Origin of the sequence: Agromyces zhanjiangensis, assembly GCF_040496055.1 — a bacterium.
GTDB classification, from domain to species: Bacteria; Actinomycetota; Actinomycetes; order Actinomycetales; family Microbacteriaceae; genus Agromyces; species Agromyces zhanjiangensis.
In genome coordinates this window covers 77,048-93,633 of sequence record NZ_JBEPKB010000008.1, presented here as the reverse complement: position 1 = coordinate 93,633, position 16,586 = coordinate 77,048, and the positions used below count along the sequence as shown (strand labels likewise).

The following is a 16,586-nucleotide window of genomic DNA, read 5'->3' as shown; positions in this document are numbered from 1 at the left end:
GTCCGATCGCCCGCACCTGATGACGGCACTCAGGTGCGCGGGCTAGTATCTCGGGCGGTCGCCCCCATCCGAATCCGACCCGGAGCCCACATGCCAGACGCTGCCCCCGCATCCCGCCGATCGAGGACGCTGCTCATCGTCGCCGCATCCGCGCTGGTCGTCGCGGTCGTCGCGCTCGTCGTGGTGCTCGCGCTGCCCGCACCGGGCAGCGAGTCCGCCGAGCCGGCCGCGCAGGCCCGGCCCGCGCCGTCCGCCGAGGCGGAACCGGCTCCGGTCGCGGTCCCGACCCCGGAACCGGTGCGGGACGAGCGCATCCCGACCGATTGCACGGCGATCTACACGTTCGACTGGTCGAGCACCTTCGCGCCCGGATACGTGCTGAACCCGGAGTGGTCGACCGCCGAGGGCGCACCGGCGCTGTTCGGCACGGACGACGCGGGCGCGCTGCCGGTGCTGCAGGAGACGTCGCAGCTCACCTGCGGGTGGCTCCCCCCTGAGGGCGGCGACGGACGCGTCGGCCTCGTGACGAACGTCGCGAGCGTCGACGAGGCGCAGACGGCGGCCGCGATCGCCGCGTTCCAGGCGGCCGGGCAGGAGTGCTACGAGGAGCAGGGCGGCACGCGCTGCATCCTCGAATTCGAGGGCGTCGCGGGTTCGGCCGGCGAGTCGCACTTCATCCGCGAGGGTCTGTGGATCGCGACCCGTTGGGACGGACCGGCCGTGAGCGGCTACACGCTCGACATCGTCGCGCAGCTCTTCGCCTGAGGCAGGGCCGCAGCCGCTGCCGCGACGCGCGGGCGACGTCCCGCGCCCGCTTCCCGGTCGCGCGGCGGCGCGTTGCTAGAGTGAGCCGCACCACGGGCGGCCCGCCGCTGCCCGGAAGGAGCGGACGATGAGCAGCACGACCCCCGGATCCGAGCCCGGCCGCGGCGACCTCGACCGTGACGGCACGGCCGATCGGCCGGCCGCCGAGGACGCGCCGACGGCCGCCGACGTGACCGGTCCGTCGACGACGGATGCCGCGACCGGCGATGTCGCGGCCGAGCAGGCGCAGGTCGACCCGACGGCCCCCGCTGCGGAGCACGTCGATCGCGTCGAGCAGCCGGCCGCCGCACCGGTCCCGACCTCGTCCGCCGACGAGCACGACTTCACCGGCACGGAGGGGGCGGCCGAGTCCGTCGACCGCGCGGACGCGGGGGAGACCGTGCCGGTCTCGTCGGCGGATGCCGAGCCGCCGGCAGAGCGGTCCGAACTCGACGCCGCCGTCGAGCGGGCACGCACCGAGCATCCGCCCGCCGCCGACGAGACCGCGTCGATCGAGGAGCACCCGGAGCCGGTCCGCGCCGAGGCGGTCCGCCGTGAGACCGGGGTCCCGGAGACGGTGGGCGCCGCGGGCGTCGGCGCCGCCGCTGGCGTCGGTGCCGCGACGGCCGCGCCGGAGACCCCGGCGGCACCGCTGCCTCAGACGATCTACGTCCAGGCGCCCACCCCGCCGAAGCAGAAGGGCAACCGCGGCTTCGGCGTGCTCGTCGGCCTGATCGCGACGGTCGCGTTCGCGCTGCTCTACGCGGGCATCTCCTACCTCGTCATCACGTGGTACGGGGCGGGGCGCGGCGACGGCATCCGCGTGTACACCGAGTTCCTCGCGCAGCCGGTGTTCTGGATCCCGGTGATCTTCTTCTTCCTCGCATTCGCGCTGCTGGCGGTGATCCTCAACCGGGCCGCGTGGTGGACCTGGGCGGTCTTCGGCCTCGCGGTCGGGATCATCGTCTACTTCTCCTACATCGGCGGAGCGCTGCTCACGGTCGCCGCGTGGCAGTTCACGCCGCAGCAGGCCGCGGACTTCGTCGCCGAGCGCTGGGTCGACCCGTTCGCGATCATCGCGTTCATCGTCGCCCGAGAGCTGCCCATCTGGTTCGGCGGGTGGATCGCCGCGCACGGACGCACGGTGAGCGAGCGGAACGTCCGGGCTCGTGAGGAGTACGACCGGCAGATCGCGGCGGGACCGCAGCCGGTGACGACCTCGCGCTAGCGGAGGCGATCGTCCGGGTACCCTCGTCTGGGGTGCGCGCATGGTGAGCGCTCCCCATCGACGTGGCGCACCCGGACTGCTTGGGTGGCTCCCTGACCCTGCACACCCGAGGAGCGCTGTTGAGCATCACCATGCAGGCCGCCGACCCGATCCCCGGCACCGCGCCCGACGGGCGGCCCGACCCGGCGTACGCGGCGGCGCTCGGGCTCGTCGCAGCGCCGGCCGGGCGACGCGCCGCGGCGTTCACGATCGATGCCGTGGTGTGGGTGCTCGTCGCCGTGCCCGCCGTCGTCGGATCGGTGCAACTGGTCGCCGCGGTCTCCGCGAGTGGGGCCGGCGCGGTTCCGACGGCGACGGATGCCCCAGCGCTCGTCGGCCCGCTCGTCCTCGTCGGCGTGGGGCAGCTCCTCGTCGGCGTGCTCGGAATCGTCCAGCTCACGCTGCACGGCCGCCGCGGCGTCACGATCGGCAAGGCGTCGTGCGGCCTGCGCTCGGTGGACGTCGCGACCTTCGAGCGGCCGGGGTTCTGGCGCGTCGTGCTCCGCGCACTCGTGCTCTGGGCCGCGCAGGTCGTGCTGCCGCTCGTCGGCCCGGCGATCTGCTTCGCGTCCGGCCGGTGGGATCAGGAGGGGCGCGGTCGCAGCTGGCTCGACCGCATCGGCCGCTGCTGGGTCGTCGACGCCCGCCACGGCCTCGACCCGTTCGATGCCAGGGCCCTGCGTCACGCTCGGCGGCAGGTCGAGTCCGTGCCGCTCGCCGGGCGGGCGAGCCTGCCCTCGCTCGCCTCGGCGCGGGGCGTCGACGAGCGCACGTTCATCCCGGCCGCGCGCTCGAGCTCGGGCGTGGTCGCCGCGCCGGCCGCCCTCGACGGCGTCTCGCAGGCCGGGCCGGGCGGGTGGACCCCGCCGCCGCTCGGGACGCCGTCGGCCGGCCGGGCATCCGCCCCCGCATCGGCGCCGGCGCCGCTGCCCGCCGTCATGCTCGTCTTCTCCGACGGCGCAAGGATCGCGGCATCCGGCACCACCCTGCTCGGGCGCGGTCCCGCACGGGCCGCCGCTGACCCGGCCGAGGTCGTGCTGGTCCCCCTCGTGGATCCGAGCATGGGGCTGTCGAGGACCCACGCCGCGGTCGAGGTCGATGACCGCGGCATCCGCGTCACGGACCGCTGGTCGAGCAACGGCACGTCCCTCGTCGATGCGGCCGGCGTCGAGCGCGACCTCGAGCCGGGCGTGCCGCATCCCGTGCCGCCCGACTCGGCCGTCCGGCTCGGCGGGCTCGAGTTCCGCGTCGAGGCGGTCGGCGCATGAGGCTGAAGCTCGGACTCCGCAGGCAGTCGGGCGCGGGCGTCGACATCGTCGTCACCGCCGACGCCACCGCGACCGTCGGCGACGTCGCGCGCGCGGTCGCCGACACCGACCCCGCCGCGGCGCACCTGCCCGCCCATCCCGGGCCGCTGACGCTCGCGGTGGCCCCGCCGACCTCGTCGGAGCCGGTGGTGCTCCACCCGGGCACGCTCGCGGCCGACGCGCCGATCGGTTCGGGCTTCAACGCGGCCGTCGTCTCGCCCGCAGCCCAGCCCGCCGGCGCGGACGCGCCCGCGGCGATCATGCACGTGCACTCCGGGCCCGACGCGGGGCGCGAGTTCCCGCTCCGCCGCGGGCACGGGGTGATCGGCCGCGCGGCCGACGCCGACGTCGTGCTCGCCGACCCGCTCGTCTCGAAGCGGCACGCCCGCGTCGAGGTCGAGCAGGTCGTCGAACTCGTCGACCTGAATTCGGCCAACGGCCTCCTCGTCGACGGCGGCCAGGTCGCGCGCGTGCGCGCCCTCCCCGGCGTCCGCGTGACGATCGGCGACACGGTCGTCTCGTTCAGCCCGATGGCGGGAACGGATGCCGCGGCCGACCCGGTGCTCGAGCGCGGCGGCGCGCTCATGTTCAACCGGTCGCCGCGCGTCGAGGCCCGGTACCCGGGAACCGCGCACCCCGAGCCGCGCGTGCCGAGCGAGGAGACGCCGCGCCTCTTCCCGTGGCCGATGATCGCCTCGCCGATCCTCATGGGCCTCGGCATCTTCGCGATCACGCAGCGACCCGCCTCGCTCCTGATCGTCGTCCTCACTCCGGTCATGCTGCTCGCCAACTTCCTCGGACAGCGCATGGGCAGCGGGAGGAAGCTGCAGCGCGAGGTCGAGACGTTCGAGGTCGGGCTCGAGGAGCTCGAGGAGACGCTCGAGCGCGAGCGGCACGTGGAACGCGAGCGCCGACACGACGAGACGCCTCCCGTCGCGACGGTGTACGAGCAGGCGATGCGACTCGGCCCGATGCTCTGGACGCGCCGGCCCGAGCACTGGAACTTCCTCGCACTGCGCCTCGGCGTCGGGCGTGCCCGCAGCCGGAACTCGATCCGCGACTCGGAGGGTGCGAGCGACGGCATCCCGGCGTTCGCGAAGCAGGTCCAGGTGCTCCGCGACCGCTATCGAGACATCGACGACGTACCGGTGATGGAACTGCTCCCCAGCTCGGGTGCGCTCGGCATCGCCGGCCCCGCCGGCCTCGCGGCGGACGCACTGCGCGGCATCGCCGTGCAGCTGTTCGGGCTTCACGCGCCGAACGACGTCGTCGCCGCCGCGATCGTCGGTCCGGGCTGGAGCCGCGAGCTCGACTGGCTGAAGTGGCTGCCGCACACGTCGGGGGAGCGCAACCCGGTCGCGGGCGCAGCATTGGCCGACAGCGCCTCGGCCGGCGCGGTGCTGCTCAACTCGCTCGAGGAGCTCATCCTGCAACGGCTCTCGGCTGCGCCCGTCCGCCGCGGACCGCTCGCGGACGAGGACGGCTCGATGGCACGGGGCTCGCGCATCGGCACCCCAGGCGGCGCTCGCGAGGAGGCCCGGCCCGACTCGGCGCTCATCCTGGTCGTCTCGGCCGACGCGCCCGTCGACCGGCCGCGCCTCGTGCAGCTCATCGAGCGCGGCGCCGAGGTCGGCATCCACGCCGTCTTCGTCGCGCCGACGGTCGAGGCCCTGCCCGCCGCGTGCCGGACGTTCGTCGACGTGAGCGCCGGGCTCGACCGGGCACGGATCGGCGTCGTGCGCTCGGGCCTCGAGTACGCCGACGTCGCCGTCGAGGGCGTCTCGCTCCGGTACGCCGAGGTCTTCGCACGCCGGCTCGCGCCGGTCGTCGACGCGAGCACCGTCGTCGAGGATTCGAGCGACCTCCCGCGGAGCGTGTCGATGCTCTCGCTCATCGGCGGCGAGATGGCGCACGACGCCGACAGCGTCGTCGAGCGCTGGCGCCAGAACGCATCGGTCATCGACCGCTCGGGCGCGAAGCTGCCGCGCCTGAAGCGCGCGGGGACGCTCAAGGCGTTCGTCGGGCAGGGCAGCCCGGACGCCATGACCCTCGACCTGCGGACGCAGGGTCCGCACGCCCTCGTCGGGGGGACGACCGGCGCCGGCAAGTCCGAGTTCCTGCAGGCGTGGGTGCTCGGGATGGCGGCCGAGTACAGCCCCGACCGCGTGAGCTTCCTGTTCGTCGACTACAAGGGCGGGTCGGCGTTCGCCGACTGCGTGGAACTGCCGCACTGCGTGGGACTCGTGACCGACCTGAGCCCGCACCTCGTCCGCCGGGCGCTCACGAGCCTCCGCGCCGAGCTGCACCACCGCGAGCACCTGTTCAATCGCAAGAGGGCGAAGGACCTCCTCGAGCTCGAGAAGCGGCAGGATCCCGACACCCCGCCCGCGCTCGTCATCGTGATCGACGAGTTCGCCGCACTCGCGGGCGACGTGCCCGAGTTCGTCGACGGCGTCGTCGACATCGCCCAGCGCGGGCGCTCGCTCGGCATCCACCTGATCATGGCCACGCAGCGGCCCGCGGGCGTCATCAAGGACAACCTGCGCGCCAACACCAACCTCCGCGTGGCGCTCCGCATGGCCGACGAGTCCGACTCCCGCGACGTCGTGGGCGACGCGGTCGCCGCCGGCTTCGATCCCGGCATCCCCGGGAGGGGCATCGCCAAGACCGGGCCGGGACGACTCGTGCCGTTCCAGTCGGCCTACGCGGGCGGCTGGACGAGCGACGAGCCCGAGGTCGCCGACGCGCGCGTGGCGGAGCTGCGCTTCGGATCCACCGTCGTGTGGGAGCGCGACGCGGTCGGCGACGACGACGTGCACGCCGGCGACCCGGGCCCGAACGACCAGAAGCGCATGGTCGACGCGTTCATCCGTGCGGCGACCGCCGCCGGCATCCCGGCCCCCCGGCGGCCCTGGCTCGACGACCTCGCGACCGTGGTCGCGGTCGAGGACCTGCCGATGCGCGGCGACGGCGAGGTCGTGTTCGGCCTCGCGGACGTGCCCGAGCGGCAGCTGCAGTCGCCGTTGGCGTTCGTGCCCGACCGCGACGGCGCCATGCTCGTCTACGGCACGAGCGGTGCGGGGAAGTCCACGCTCCTGCGCACCCTCGCCGTCTCGATCGGCCTGCGCCCCGACCTCGGCGGCGCCGAGGTCTACGGGCTCGACTTCGGCGCCGGCGCGCTCCGCTCGCTGGAGGCGCTGCCGCACGTGGGCTCGGTGATCGCGGGCGACGACCCCGAGCGCATCCAGCGGCTGCTCCGCACGCTCGACGACCTCCTCGACCGACGCGGGCGCGCCTTCAGCGCCGCCAACGCGGCGAGCCTCACCGAGTACCGCGAGCTCACCGGCATCCGGGAACCGCGCGTGCTGCTCGTCATCGACGGCTTCGCGCAGTTCAAGGCCGACTGGGACTCGACGACCGTGCGCATGCCCTTCTACAACATGGCCATGCGGCTGCTCGCCGAGGGCCGCCCGCTCGGCGTGCACGTCGTCGCCACGGCGGACCGCTCGGGCGCCGTCCCGACGGCCGTGAGCGCCAACGTCACCAGGCGCATCGTGCTCCGGCTCTCGGACGAGGCCGGCTACCAGGTGCTCGGGGTGCCGAAGGACGTGCTCGACGACCGTTCGGCCCCCGGCCGTGCGATCGTCGACGGCCTCGAGACGCAGGTCGCCGTGCTCGGCGGCACCGCGAACGTCGCCGAGCAGACCAGGGCGCTCGAGGCGCTCGCCGACCGGCTCCGTGCGGCCGGCGCCGCCGACGCCCCCGTCATCCGCTCGCTTCCGGCATCGTTCGAGGCGGCCGACCTGCCGAGCGAGGTCGGGGGAGATCCCGCGCTCGGCCTCTCGGACGACACGCTCGCGCCGATCGGCTTCGAACCCGTCGGCACGTTCGCGATCACCGGTCCGCCGCAGAGCGGCAAGACGACCGCGATGCGGGCCGTCATCGACGCGGTCCGCCGTCACGACCCCGACGTGCGCCTCTTCCACATGGCCGGGCGTCGTGCGGCGCTCACCGGGCACGCGGACTGGATGCGGAGTGCGACGAGCGTCGACGAGGTGAAGGCGCTCGCCCGCGAGCTGCTGGACGTCATCGGCGACCCGACCGTGCCGGGCCGCTACCTGATCGCGGTCGAGAACGTCACCCAGTTCGCCGACTCCGACGCCGAGCGTCCGCTCAAGGAGCTCTTCCAGGCCGTCAACCGCAGCGACCACTTCCTCGTCGGCGACGCCGACGTGGCGAACCTGTCGAGCGGCTTCGGCTTCGTGGGCGACTTCAAGGCGGGCCGGCGCGGCGTCGCGCTGAAGCCCGACGCCTACGACGGCGACTCGGTGTTCAAGACGCCGTTCCCGAAGGTCAAGCGCTCCGACTTCCCGGAGGGGCGAGGCATCTTCGTCCAGAACGGGCGTGTCACCACCGTCCAGATGCCACTCGTCGGATGAGCCGGATCGGGTCGCTCGGGTGGGGAGTGCTCCCCATGGGCGCGCACCCGGGGCGTCCGTAGTCTGTTGACACCGGCTCGCGGTCGCGGGCAGATCCCGAACGAAGGAAGGTTCCACCATGGCTGCAGACTTCGGCGCCTCGTACGGCGAGATGGAGGCGATGGCGAGCAAGCTGTCCGACGCGCGCGACGACATCCAGTCGCAGCTCGACCAGCTGAAGGGCTCCGTCGACAACCTGCTCGGCAACGACTTCAAGACCCAGCACGCGTCCGGGAAGTTCGGCCAGGGCTACGAGGAGCTCACCACAGGCCTGAAGAACGCCGTCGACGGCATCGGCGAGATGGGCGAGGCCCTCCGCGGCATGATGCAGGCGATCCAGGACCTCGACCAGCAGCTCGCCGGTCGCTGACCCTCCGCCGTGCGGCGGCCGGCCCGACGCCGGCCGCCGAGCGGACGTTCCACCCGAAGCGCGCGACCCCCGGTGAGGAGCACCCCATGGGAGACGGAGTCGAGGTTCCCCTGTCCTCGATGCAGGAGCTGGACCAGGCCCTGAAGGACATCGTCGTCGAGTTCGACGAGGCCGGTGGGCGCACCGGCCGCCTCGTCGAGGCCATCCGTCGGCCGATGGGTCGATCGGGCCTCCGCGACGCGGCCGACGAGTTCGAGGGCGCGTGGGACGACAAGCGCGAGACGCTCAAGGGGCATCTCATCGAACTCCAGCAGCGGGTCGAGGCTGTGAGGGACGGGTGGGCGTCGCTCGACCGCGACCTCGCCGCCCAGCTCGAGGCGAAGTGACGGACCGACGATGGGGAACAGCGCGTACTTCCACCGGTTCATGCCCGACTCGCCGAAGGGTCGCGACATCGAGCGCCTCGAGGGCGAGGCCTCGGTCATCGTCGAGCGCGGCACCGCGATCGAGGACCTGGGGCTGCGGATGCAGCAGGCGGCGAACACGCTCCGCCTGCTCGCCGACGGCCAGGTCGGCCGCGGCGAGTCGCTCGACGCGGTGCGCGAGCAGGCCGAGGAGGTGCACGCCGACCTCCGGACGGCGGGACTGCGCTACTCGCCGAGCGGCACCGCGCTGCGCACCTACGGCGAGGCGGTCGGCGAGGTCCAGGTCTCGCTGAACTCGGCCGTCCGCCGGTGCGAGGAGCTGTGGGAGACCGTGCGGAACCGTACCGCCGCCGTGGACGACGCCGTCGACACCCCGGAGGACCCGGACGGCTCGACGTCCGCGCGTGACGAGGCGCAGGCCGCGGCCGGGGGCGCGCTCGAGGCCGCCGAGGCGGAGTGGCGCGAGGCCGCAGCCCGGTTCGACGGCTTCTACGACACGTGGGATGCCGCGTACGATGCGGCGCTGACCGGCCTCGAGGGCGCGAACGAGGACGGGGTCGAGGACGGATTCTGGGACGACGCGCTCCCCGCGCTCGAGTTCATCGTCGAGGTGCTCGAGGTCGTCGGGATCGTGCTGTTCGTGGCCGCGTTGATCGTCGGCGGGCCGCTCGTCGCGATCCTCGCCACGGCCGCCGCGCTCATCACGCTCGCCGCGACCATCGTGCTGTACGCGAAGGGCCGCAAGAACGGAATGGACCTCGGCCTCGCGATCGTGGGGGTCATCCCGTTCGGCAAGCTGGGCCGCGTCTTCGCGGCCGCCGGCGAAGGCAGCGCCCTGGCGCGGATCGGGAAGCCGATCGGGCTCTTCCTCGGGTTCGACGACGTCGGCGCACTGCGCACGCACCTGGGCACCATCAGCCGGAACGCCGCGGACGCCTGGAACGCCGGCGACAACCTCGTCCCGTGGGTGCAGACCTCCGTCGTCAGCCAGATGGTGCGCGAGACCTCCGCGGGCTGGCGGTACGCCCTGGAGACGACGCAGCTCTCGAACAGCTCCGACATCTTCCTCGGCCGGCTGTGGGGCGTCGGCGACTCCGTCGCCGAGTCGTTCGACTCCGGCGCCGCGGGAATCGCCGACCTCGTCGCCGGCTCGAAGCAGCCGTGGGCACAGGGCCTCCAGATCACCGACTTCATCACCGGTGAGATCGCCGAGTCGGCCGAGGAGCGGCTCGTGGACTCGTGGCGATGAGCCTCCGCGACGAACTGACCGGGTCCACGCGCACGCCGGTCCCGCTGTTCGTGCTCCTGCTCCCGCCCGGGTGGGTCTCGGTCGAGCCGACCCGCGCCGCATTCGACGAGCTGCTCGGATCGGTCTCGGAACGGATGCGCGCCGAGCACCGTCCCGACCTCGACGCCCGGTTCCGCACGCTCGTCCGACGAGCGTCCGACGAGTTCCTCCGTCGCGACCCGGTCCGGCTCGTCTACCAGCGGTCGGTGCCCGCCGAGCGGATGCTCCCGCTCGCGATCACGGCCGCGCGCGTCGCCGCTCCCGCCGGCGCCACGCTCGACGCGCAGGTCGCCGGGCTCGTGCGGACCCACGGGGCGGCACCCCTCGACGACGCCCGCGTCGTCATGCGCTGGACGTCGGACTCGTCGCATCGGATCGACGGCGGCACGCTTCGCACGCGCTCGTTCGACTACCTCGTCGCGATCCCCGGCACCGGGCGCCGCGAGGCGCTCGTGTTCACGGCCGTGGTGCCGCTCGCGGCGGGCGGCGAGCGGCTCGACGACGAGGCGGCCGAGGAGTTCGGCCTGCTCGCCGATGCGATCCTGTCCACCTTCCGCTGGAGCGGTGCCTGATGCGATTCGAGCTCTCGTACGACGAGCGCGTCTGGGCGGTCATGCCCGAACCGGATGCCGCGGCCGACGGCCTCTGGCTCGCCGAGCAGCGGATGCGCTTCGCCGACGGGCCCTTCGGCGCCCACGTCGAGGCGTTCGAGGGCGCCGCGCGCGAGGCGCTCGGGCGTCGGCGCACGGGCGGGGTCACCTCGCTCTTCTTCCGCCCCGACTCGGTGCCTGCCACGGGCGTGCTCCACGTCGGGTTCGTGGAGCGCCGGGTCGACGAGCGCGAGGGCCCCCTGGCCTGGCTGCCGCCGGGGACGACCCCGCGCATCGAGCCCGCCGTCGCGACGTTCGAGACCGAACTGGTGCCGAGAGGGCACCGGGTCGCCTACGTCAGCGATCGAGACGCCGCCGACGGCGCGCCGCTCGCGGGGCTCGTGTACGGGCTGCCGCTCGACGACCGGACGGGCTACGTGCTCGCCGAGGAGGCGCACATCGACGTGATCGGGCTGATGCAGTCGCACGCCGACGCGATCGTCGGGTCGCTGAGGCTCGTCGGATGAGCGGGGCCACGGCCGCCGAGTGGGCGGAGCGCGCCGATGCGACCGCGCTCGCCGTCCGCCGGGACGAGATCGACCGTCGCGCGCTCGCCGGTCTCCCCGAGACGCGCGACGCGCTCGCGGCGCTCGGCGTCCGGGCGGCGCGCGAGCTCGAGCAGTGGCGCGAACGCCGGCTCGCGCGACTCGTCGCCGAGGAACCCGGTGTCGCGTCGGCCGTCCGGCCGCATCGCGCCGTGACCGCCGGGTATCTCGCCGCGTCGCTCTCGGTCGCGGTCGCGTACGCGCTGTTCTTCAGTCGGGGGAACCTCGGACTCGCGTTCGAGGTCGTTGCGGCCGCCATCGCGCTCGCCGTCGGTGCCGGGCTGATGGCGCTCGTCGTCCCGTGGTCGCGACGACGTCCGGTCACGACGGGCGACGCGACGATGTCGTGGATCGTCGCCGGCGTCGGCGCGGCGGCCGCGATCGCCACGGTCGTCCAGGCCGGGCGCGCGGGCGGCGACCTCGTGCTGCCCGTCGCGATCGCCGCGGCGAGCGGCGTCGCCCTGGTGGCCATGGCGGTGATCGCGTCGACCCGTCGGCTCCGCATCCCGCGATCGGCCAGAGAGCGGGAGGCGGCGCGCGCGGCGGAGGTGCGCGAGGAGTTCGGCGAGGAGGTCGCCCGGATCCGGCGCGCGTGCGGCGAACAGGTCGCCTCGGCACTGGCGGAGGCCGACCCCGATGCCGTCGAGCGGGCGCGGAGCGAGGTCGTCGACGCCTACGCGGTGCTCGCCCGACGCGGCCTGCTCGACCCGTCGGCGGCGCCGCACGAGCCGGGCCTGCTCCTCATCGACGACCCGATCGCGCGTGCGGCGCGCGCGATGCGCGTGCCTGATCGCCGGCCGCTCGTCCCGGCGCTCGCCCGCGTTCGTTGACCGGTCGACCCGAGCGCTCGACGCGGACCGCCGTGGCGGCCGCGGACGCGGCGTAGGCTCGGAGCATGGCGTCGAACCCGACCTCTGCGTGGGCGGTCGCCGGTTTCGCGGCCGCACTCGACGTCGCGTTGATCGTCGCGGCGTTCGGGTTCACGAGCCTGCTCGCCGACCTCGAGCCGATCGCCGACCCCGCGGCCGGCCGGCTCGTCGGACCGATCACGATCGGCGCCGCCGTCGCCGCACTGCTGCTGCTGCTCGGGTCGGGCCTGACGCGCGGGGTCCGCGCCTGGTCGATCGCGGGCCTCGCGTTCCTCGTCACCTGGTCGACGGGCGTCGTCGCGGCGACGATCGCGTACGCGGCGTCCACCGGCACGATCCTCGCCGCGTTCCTGTTCGCCCTCTCGTTCATGTCGGTCGGCTTCGGGCTCATCATCCCGGTCGCGAGCGCGCTCGTCGCGCTGCTCGCCGCCGTGACGGCCCGCGCCGAGGAGGGCGGGGTGGCACGGCCCAGGTGGCCCTGGGAGCGCGACGACGACGAGTGACGCGCGCGCCGGCGGTGGGACATCCGTTCACCGCTTCGCGGGCGCACCGCGCCGCCCGCAGTAGGGTGAACCGCGTGGAGGGATCGGTCGAGGCCCGGGTGAGCCACGAGGTCGACCGCTGGCTGGCGTGGCTGCCGCGGTGGCGACCGGGCACGCACCGCGGTCGCGTGCGCCTCTGCACGCGCTGCTTCGGCTCGCCCATCCTCGCCGCGGCCGGGCTCGACGTCGACGTGCCGCACCCGGTGCAGCACGCGTTCTCGATGCGCATGAAGGGCATCATCGACGTCGCGGTCGACGACTACACCGCGCGCAACCTCCCGATGCTGCATCGGGAGATCCGCCTCGCCGAGGAGCGGAAGGCCCGACGGCCCTATCGTGCGGGGGAGGGGCTCGACCCGGAGTTCCTCGGCCTCGACCTCGATCCCGACCCGACGCCCGGCGAGCCGTTCCTCTTCACCCTGCAGGGACTCGAGGCGGATGCCGCGGCCGAGGCCGCCGAGCCCGCGCCGCGCCCGTTCACCCCGCAGGAGAAGGAGGCGCTCCGCGAGGAGGTCAGGCTCGCGGACGACTTCGCGAAGCAGCTCGGGCGGCGCATCTGCGCGGAACTCGCCAGGCACCGCCAGCGGATCGCCAACGCGGTCGAGCGGCTCGTCGAGCCGCAGGTGGCGGAGCTCCTCGCCGACCTCGATCGCGAGCTCGACGCGCCGGGGTGGACCGGCTGAGCGACCTCGACGCCGACCGGCGTTCGCCGAGGGCGAGCGGGCGCCATTTGACCGCATCGTGACGCCGGATTACCATTGATCGGGTGTGCGCGTTGCCGCGCGCTCGTGCTGTGCCCGCGGACCCTGTGTCCACGGAGACGGCGCGGGTTCTCACAGTGCGCACACCAGGGCGGCGGTCGAACGGCCGGAAGCCCCCACGGCATACCCACCACTGAAAAGGCAGCGCCGCTCGGCGGTGCCGGTGGGTCGTGATGTGAAATCCATCAACGCTGTCACCGTGCAGCACAACAAGGAGAAGCAGTGCCAACCATTCAGCAGTTGGTCCGCAAGGGTCGCTCGCCGAAGGTCACCAAGACCAAGGCTCCCGCCCTGAAGGCCAACCCCCAGCAGCGCGGCGTGTGCACGCGTGTGTACACCACCACCCCGAAGAAGCCGAACTCGGCGCTCCGCAAGGTCGCCCGTGTGAAGCTCTCGAACGGCACCGAGGTCACCGCCTACATCCCCGGTGAGGGCCACAACCTGCAGGAGCACTCGATGGTGCTCGTGCGCGGCGGTCGTGTGAAGGACCTCCCGGGTGTCCGCTACAAGATCATCCGCGGCGCGCTCGACACGCAGGCCGTGAAGAACCGCAAGCAGGCTCGTAGCCGCTACGGCGCGAAGATGGAGAAGAAGTAATGCCTCGCAAGGGTCCCGCTCCGAAGCGCCCCGTCGTCGCCGACCCGGTCTACGGTTCGCCGGTCGTCAGCCAGCTCGTCAACAAGATCCTCATCGACGGCAAGAAGGACCTCGCGCAGCGCATCGTCTACGAGGCGCTCGAGAACGTCGCGAACAAGTCCGGCCAGGACGCCGTCGCGGTCCTGAAGAAGGCCCTCGACAACGTGCGCCCGACCCTCGAGGTCCGGTCGCGCCGCGTCGGCGGCTCGACCTACCAGGTCCCCGTCGAGGTCAAGCCGCACCGTGCGAACACCCTGGCGCTGCGCTGGCTCACCAGCTACGCCAAGGCCCGCCGCGAGAAGACCATGACCGAGCGTCTCACCAACGAGATCCTCGACGCCTCGAACGGCCTGGGTGCCGCGGTCAAGCGCCGCGAGGACACCCACAAGATGGCCGAGTCGAACCGCGCCTTCGCCCACTACCGCTGGTAGCGGGCCGAGCGGATGCCGCGGGCCCCGTGCTCGCGGCGGCCAGGCGGCATCCGCTCACCCCCCACCCTTCCGTTCCTGAACATCCGGAGGAACCCCGTGGCACTTGACGTGCTCACCGACCTGAACAAGGTCCGCAACATCGGCATCATGGCGCACATCGATGCCGGCAAGACCACCACGACCGAGCGCATCCTGTTCTACACGGGCGTCAACCACAAGATCGGCGAGACGCACGACGGCGCGTCGACCACCGACTGGATGGAGCAGGAGAAGGAGCGCGGCATTACGATCACGTCCGCCGCGGTCACCTGCTTCTGGAACAAGAACCAGATCAACATCATCGACACCCCCGGCCACGTCGACTTCACCGTCGAGGTGGAGCGCTCGCTGCGCGTCCTCGACGGCGCGGTCGCCGTCTTCGACGGCAAGGAGGGCGTCGAGCCCCAGTCCGAGACCGTCTGGCGCCAGGCCGACAAGTACAACGTCCCCCGCATCTGCTTCGTCAACAAGATGGACAAGCTCGGCGCGGACTTCTACTTCACCGTCGACACGATCATCAAGCGCCTCGGCGCCAAGCCGCTCGTGCTCCAGCTCCCGATCGGCGCCGAGAACGACTTCATCGGAGTCATCGACCTCATCGAGATGCGCGCCCTCGTGTGGCCCGGCGACGCCAAGGGCGACGTGACCATGGGCGCCAAGTACGAGGTCCAGGAGATCCCGGCCGACCTGAAGGACAGGGCCGACGAGTACCGCCAGCAGCTGCTCGAGACCGTCGCCGAGACCAGCGACGAGCTGCTCGAGAAGTTCTTCGGCGGCGAGGAGCTCACGGTCGCCGAGATCAAGGGCGCGATCCGCAAGCTCACCGTCAACTCCGAGATCTACCCCGTGCTGTGCGGCTCGGCGTTCAAGAACCGCGGCGTGCAGCCCATGCTCGACGCGGTCATCGACTTCCTGCCGTCGCCGCTCGACGTGCCCGCCGTCCAGGGCCACGACGTGCGCGACGAGGAGAAGATCATCGAGCGCCACGCCGACGCGACCGAGCCGTTCTCGGCGCTCGCGTTCAAGGTCGCGGTGCACCCGTTCTTCGGTCGCCTCACCTACGTCCGCGTCTACTCGGGTCGCCTCGACTCCGGCGCCCAGGTCATCAACTCGACCAAGGGCAAGAAGGAGCGCATCGGGAAGATCTTCCAGATGCACGCCAACAAGGAGAACCCGGTCGACTCGGTCACCGCGGGCAACATCTACGCCGTGATCGGCCTGAAGGACACCACGACCGGCGACACCCTGTGCGACCCGGACAACCAGGTCGTCCTCGAGTCGATGACCTTCCCCGAGCCCGTCATCGAGGTCGCCATCGAGCCGAAGACCAAGGCCGACCAGGAGAAGCTCGGCACCGCGATCCAGAAGCTCGCCGAGGAGGACCCGACCTTCCGCACCGAGCTCAACCAGGAGACCGGCCAGACCGTCATCAAGGGCATGGGCGAGCTGCACCTCGACATCCTCGTGGACCGCATGAAGCGCGAGTTCAAGGTCGAGGCGAACGTCGGCAAGCCGCAGGTCGCGTACCGCGAGACGCTCCGCCGCACGGTGGAGAAGCACGACTACACCCACAAGAAGCAGACGGGTGGGTCGGGCCAGTTCGCGAAGATCCAGTTCAAGCTCGAGCCGCTCGAGGTCGAGGGCGACAAGACCTACGAGTTCGAGAACGCCGTCACGGGTGGCCGCGTCCCGCGCGAGTACATCCCGTCGGTCGACGCGGGCTTCCAGGACGCCATGCAGGTCGGCATCCTCGCCGGCTACCCGATGGTGGGCGTCAAGGCGACGCTCCTCGACGGCGCCGCGCACGACGTCGACTCCTCGGAGATGGCGTTCAAGATCGCCGGTTCGATGGGCTTCAAGGAGGCCGCTCGGAAGGCGAACCCCGTCCTGCTCGAGCCGCTGATGGCCGTCGAGGTCCGTACTCCCGAGGAGTACATGGGCGACGTCATCGGCGACCTGAACTCGCGCCGCGGCCAGATCCAGTCCATGGAGGACGCCGCAGGCGTGAAGGTCGTGCGTGCGCACGTCCCGCTCTCGGAGATGTTCGGCTACATCGGCGACCTGCGGTCCAAGACCTCGGGCCGCGCGGTGTACTCGATGGAGTTCGAGAGCTACGCGGAGGTCCCGAAGGCCGTGGCCGAGGAGATCGTCCAGAAGAACAAGGGCGAGTAGCG

General features: G+C 72.6%; 15 protein-coding genes. All 15 read left to right on the top strand.

The genetic code is table 11. The features are described 5' to 3' along the window. Positions 1–90: 90 nt before the first annotated feature. The 15 genes from ABME02_RS14790 to fusA all read left to right on the top strand — a co-directional run bounded on the left by ABME02_RS14790 (position 91) and on the right by fusA (position 16,584). Entirely contained in the window at positions 91–765 is a 675-nt protein-coding gene (locus tag ABME02_RS14790; protein WP_353816099.1) for a hypothetical protein, read from the top strand. A gap of 127 nt (positions 766–892) precedes the next feature. Next, positions 893–2,032 carry a hypothetical protein gene (locus ABME02_RS14785; protein WP_353816098.1) on the top strand — a complete coding sequence of 380 codons (1,140 nt, stop codon included), beginning with the start codon at positions 893–895 and terminating at the stop codon, positions 2,030–2,032. A 119-nt stretch (positions 2,033–2,151) separates the two neighbouring features. Beyond that, positions 2,152–3,339, top strand: a complete 1,188-nt coding sequence (locus tag ABME02_RS14780) for an RDD family protein (RefSeq protein WP_353816097.1) — start codon at positions 2,152–2,154, stop codon at positions 3,337–3,339. Next, entirely contained in the window at positions 3,336–7,817 is a 4,482-nt protein-coding gene (locus tag ABME02_RS14775; protein ID WP_353816096.1) for a type VII secretion EssC family protein, read from the top strand. Before ABME02_RS14780 ends, ABME02_RS14775 begins: the two co-directional genes overlap by 4 nt. Before the next feature lie 118 nt (positions 7,818–7,935). Continuing rightward, positions 7,936–8,226, top strand: coding sequence for a WXG100 family type VII secretion target (locus ABME02_RS14770; protein ID WP_353816095.1), 291 nt, complete (start codon positions 7,936–7,938; stop codon positions 8,224–8,226). A gap of 86 nt (positions 8,227–8,312) precedes the next feature. Next, entirely contained in the window at positions 8,313–8,612 is a 300-nt protein-coding gene (locus ABME02_RS14765) for a hypothetical protein (protein WP_353816094.1), read from the top strand. A gap of 10 nt (positions 8,613–8,622) precedes the next feature. Next, positions 8,623–9,900, top strand: coding sequence for a hypothetical protein (locus tag ABME02_RS14760; RefSeq protein WP_353816093.1), 1,278 nt, complete (start codon positions 8,623–8,625; stop codon positions 9,898–9,900). Continuing rightward, a complete protein-coding gene (locus tag ABME02_RS14755; protein WP_353816092.1) occupies positions 9,897–10,511 on the top strand; it encodes a hypothetical protein in 615 nt (204 codons plus the stop codon). The genes ABME02_RS14760 and ABME02_RS14755 overlap by 4 nt, the downstream gene beginning before the upstream one ends. Beyond that, on the top strand, positions 10,511–11,056 hold the full coding sequence (locus tag ABME02_RS14750) for a hypothetical protein (protein WP_353816091.1): 546 nt from the start codon (positions 10,511–10,513) through the stop codon (positions 11,054–11,056). The genes ABME02_RS14755 and ABME02_RS14750 overlap by 1 nt, the downstream gene beginning before the upstream one ends. Next, positions 11,053–11,964, top strand: a complete 912-nt coding sequence (locus tag ABME02_RS14745) for a hypothetical protein (protein ID WP_353816090.1) — start codon at positions 11,053–11,055, stop codon at positions 11,962–11,964. The genes ABME02_RS14750 and ABME02_RS14745 overlap by 4 nt, the downstream gene beginning before the upstream one ends. A 65-nt stretch (positions 11,965–12,029) precedes the next feature. Continuing rightward, positions 12,030–12,506, top strand: coding sequence for a DUF6121 family protein (locus ABME02_RS14740; protein ID WP_353816089.1), 477 nt, complete (start codon positions 12,030–12,032; stop codon positions 12,504–12,506). Between the two features lie 74 nt (positions 12,507–12,580). Continuing rightward, positions 12,581–13,228 (top strand): spermidine/putrescine ABC transporter substrate-binding protein, encoded by a 648-nt coding sequence (locus ABME02_RS14735; RefSeq protein ID WP_129234363.1) that lies wholly within the window; start codon positions 12,581–12,583, stop codon positions 13,226–13,228. A gap of 300 nt (positions 13,229–13,528) precedes the next feature. Next, positions 13,529–13,903: a 30S ribosomal protein S12 gene (gene rpsL / locus ABME02_RS14730; RefSeq protein WP_022889720.1), complete on the top strand. Its 375-nt coding sequence runs from the start codon at positions 13,529–13,531 to the stop codon at positions 13,901–13,903. After that, a complete protein-coding gene (gene rpsG / locus ABME02_RS14725; RefSeq protein ID WP_121477586.1) occupies positions 13,903–14,373 on the top strand; it encodes a 30S ribosomal protein S7 in 471 nt (156 codons plus the stop codon). The genes rpsL and rpsG overlap by 1 nt, the downstream gene beginning before the upstream one ends. Positions 14,374–14,469: 96 nt before the next feature. Beyond that, entirely contained in the window at positions 14,470–16,584 is a 2,115-nt protein-coding gene (gene fusA, locus ABME02_RS14720) for an elongation factor G (RefSeq protein WP_353816088.1), read from the top strand. The last annotated feature ends 2 nt before the right edge of the window (positions 16,585–16,586 follow it).

Coding starts and splice junctions, on each gene's coding strand:
- rpsG (WP_121477586.1), top strand. CDS start 13,903: ATGCCTCGCAAGGGTCCCGCTCCGAAGCGCCCCGTCGTCGCCGACCCG.
- ABME02_RS14765 (WP_353816094.1), top strand. CDS start 8,313: ATGGGAGACGGAGTCGAGGTTCCCCTGTCCTCGATGCAGGAGCTGGAC.
- ABME02_RS14770 (WP_353816095.1), top strand. CDS start 7,936: ATGGCTGCAGACTTCGGCGCCTCGTACGGCGAGATGGAGGCGATGGCG.
- ABME02_RS14760 (WP_353816093.1), top strand. CDS start 8,623: ATGGGGAACAGCGCGTACTTCCACCGGTTCATGCCCGACTCGCCGAAG.
- ABME02_RS14775 (WP_353816096.1), top strand. CDS start 3,336: ATGAGGCTGAAGCTCGGACTCCGCAGGCAGTCGGGCGCGGGCGTCGAC.
- ABME02_RS14745 (WP_353816090.1), top strand. CDS start 11,053: ATGAGCGGGGCCACGGCCGCCGAGTGGGCGGAGCGCGCCGATGCGACC.
- ABME02_RS14755 (WP_353816092.1), top strand. CDS start 9,897: ATGAGCCTCCGCGACGAACTGACCGGGTCCACGCGCACGCCGGTCCCG.
- ABME02_RS14750 (WP_353816091.1), top strand. CDS start 10,511: ATGCGATTCGAGCTCTCGTACGACGAGCGCGTCTGGGCGGTCATGCCC.
- ABME02_RS14740 (WP_353816089.1), top strand. CDS start 12,030: ATGGCGTCGAACCCGACCTCTGCGTGGGCGGTCGCCGGTTTCGCGGCC.
- ABME02_RS14790 (WP_353816099.1), top strand. CDS start 91: ATGCCAGACGCTGCCCCCGCATCCCGCCGATCGAGGACGCTGCTCATC.
- ABME02_RS14785 (WP_353816098.1), top strand. CDS start 893: ATGAGCAGCACGACCCCCGGATCCGAGCCCGGCCGCGGCGACCTCGAC.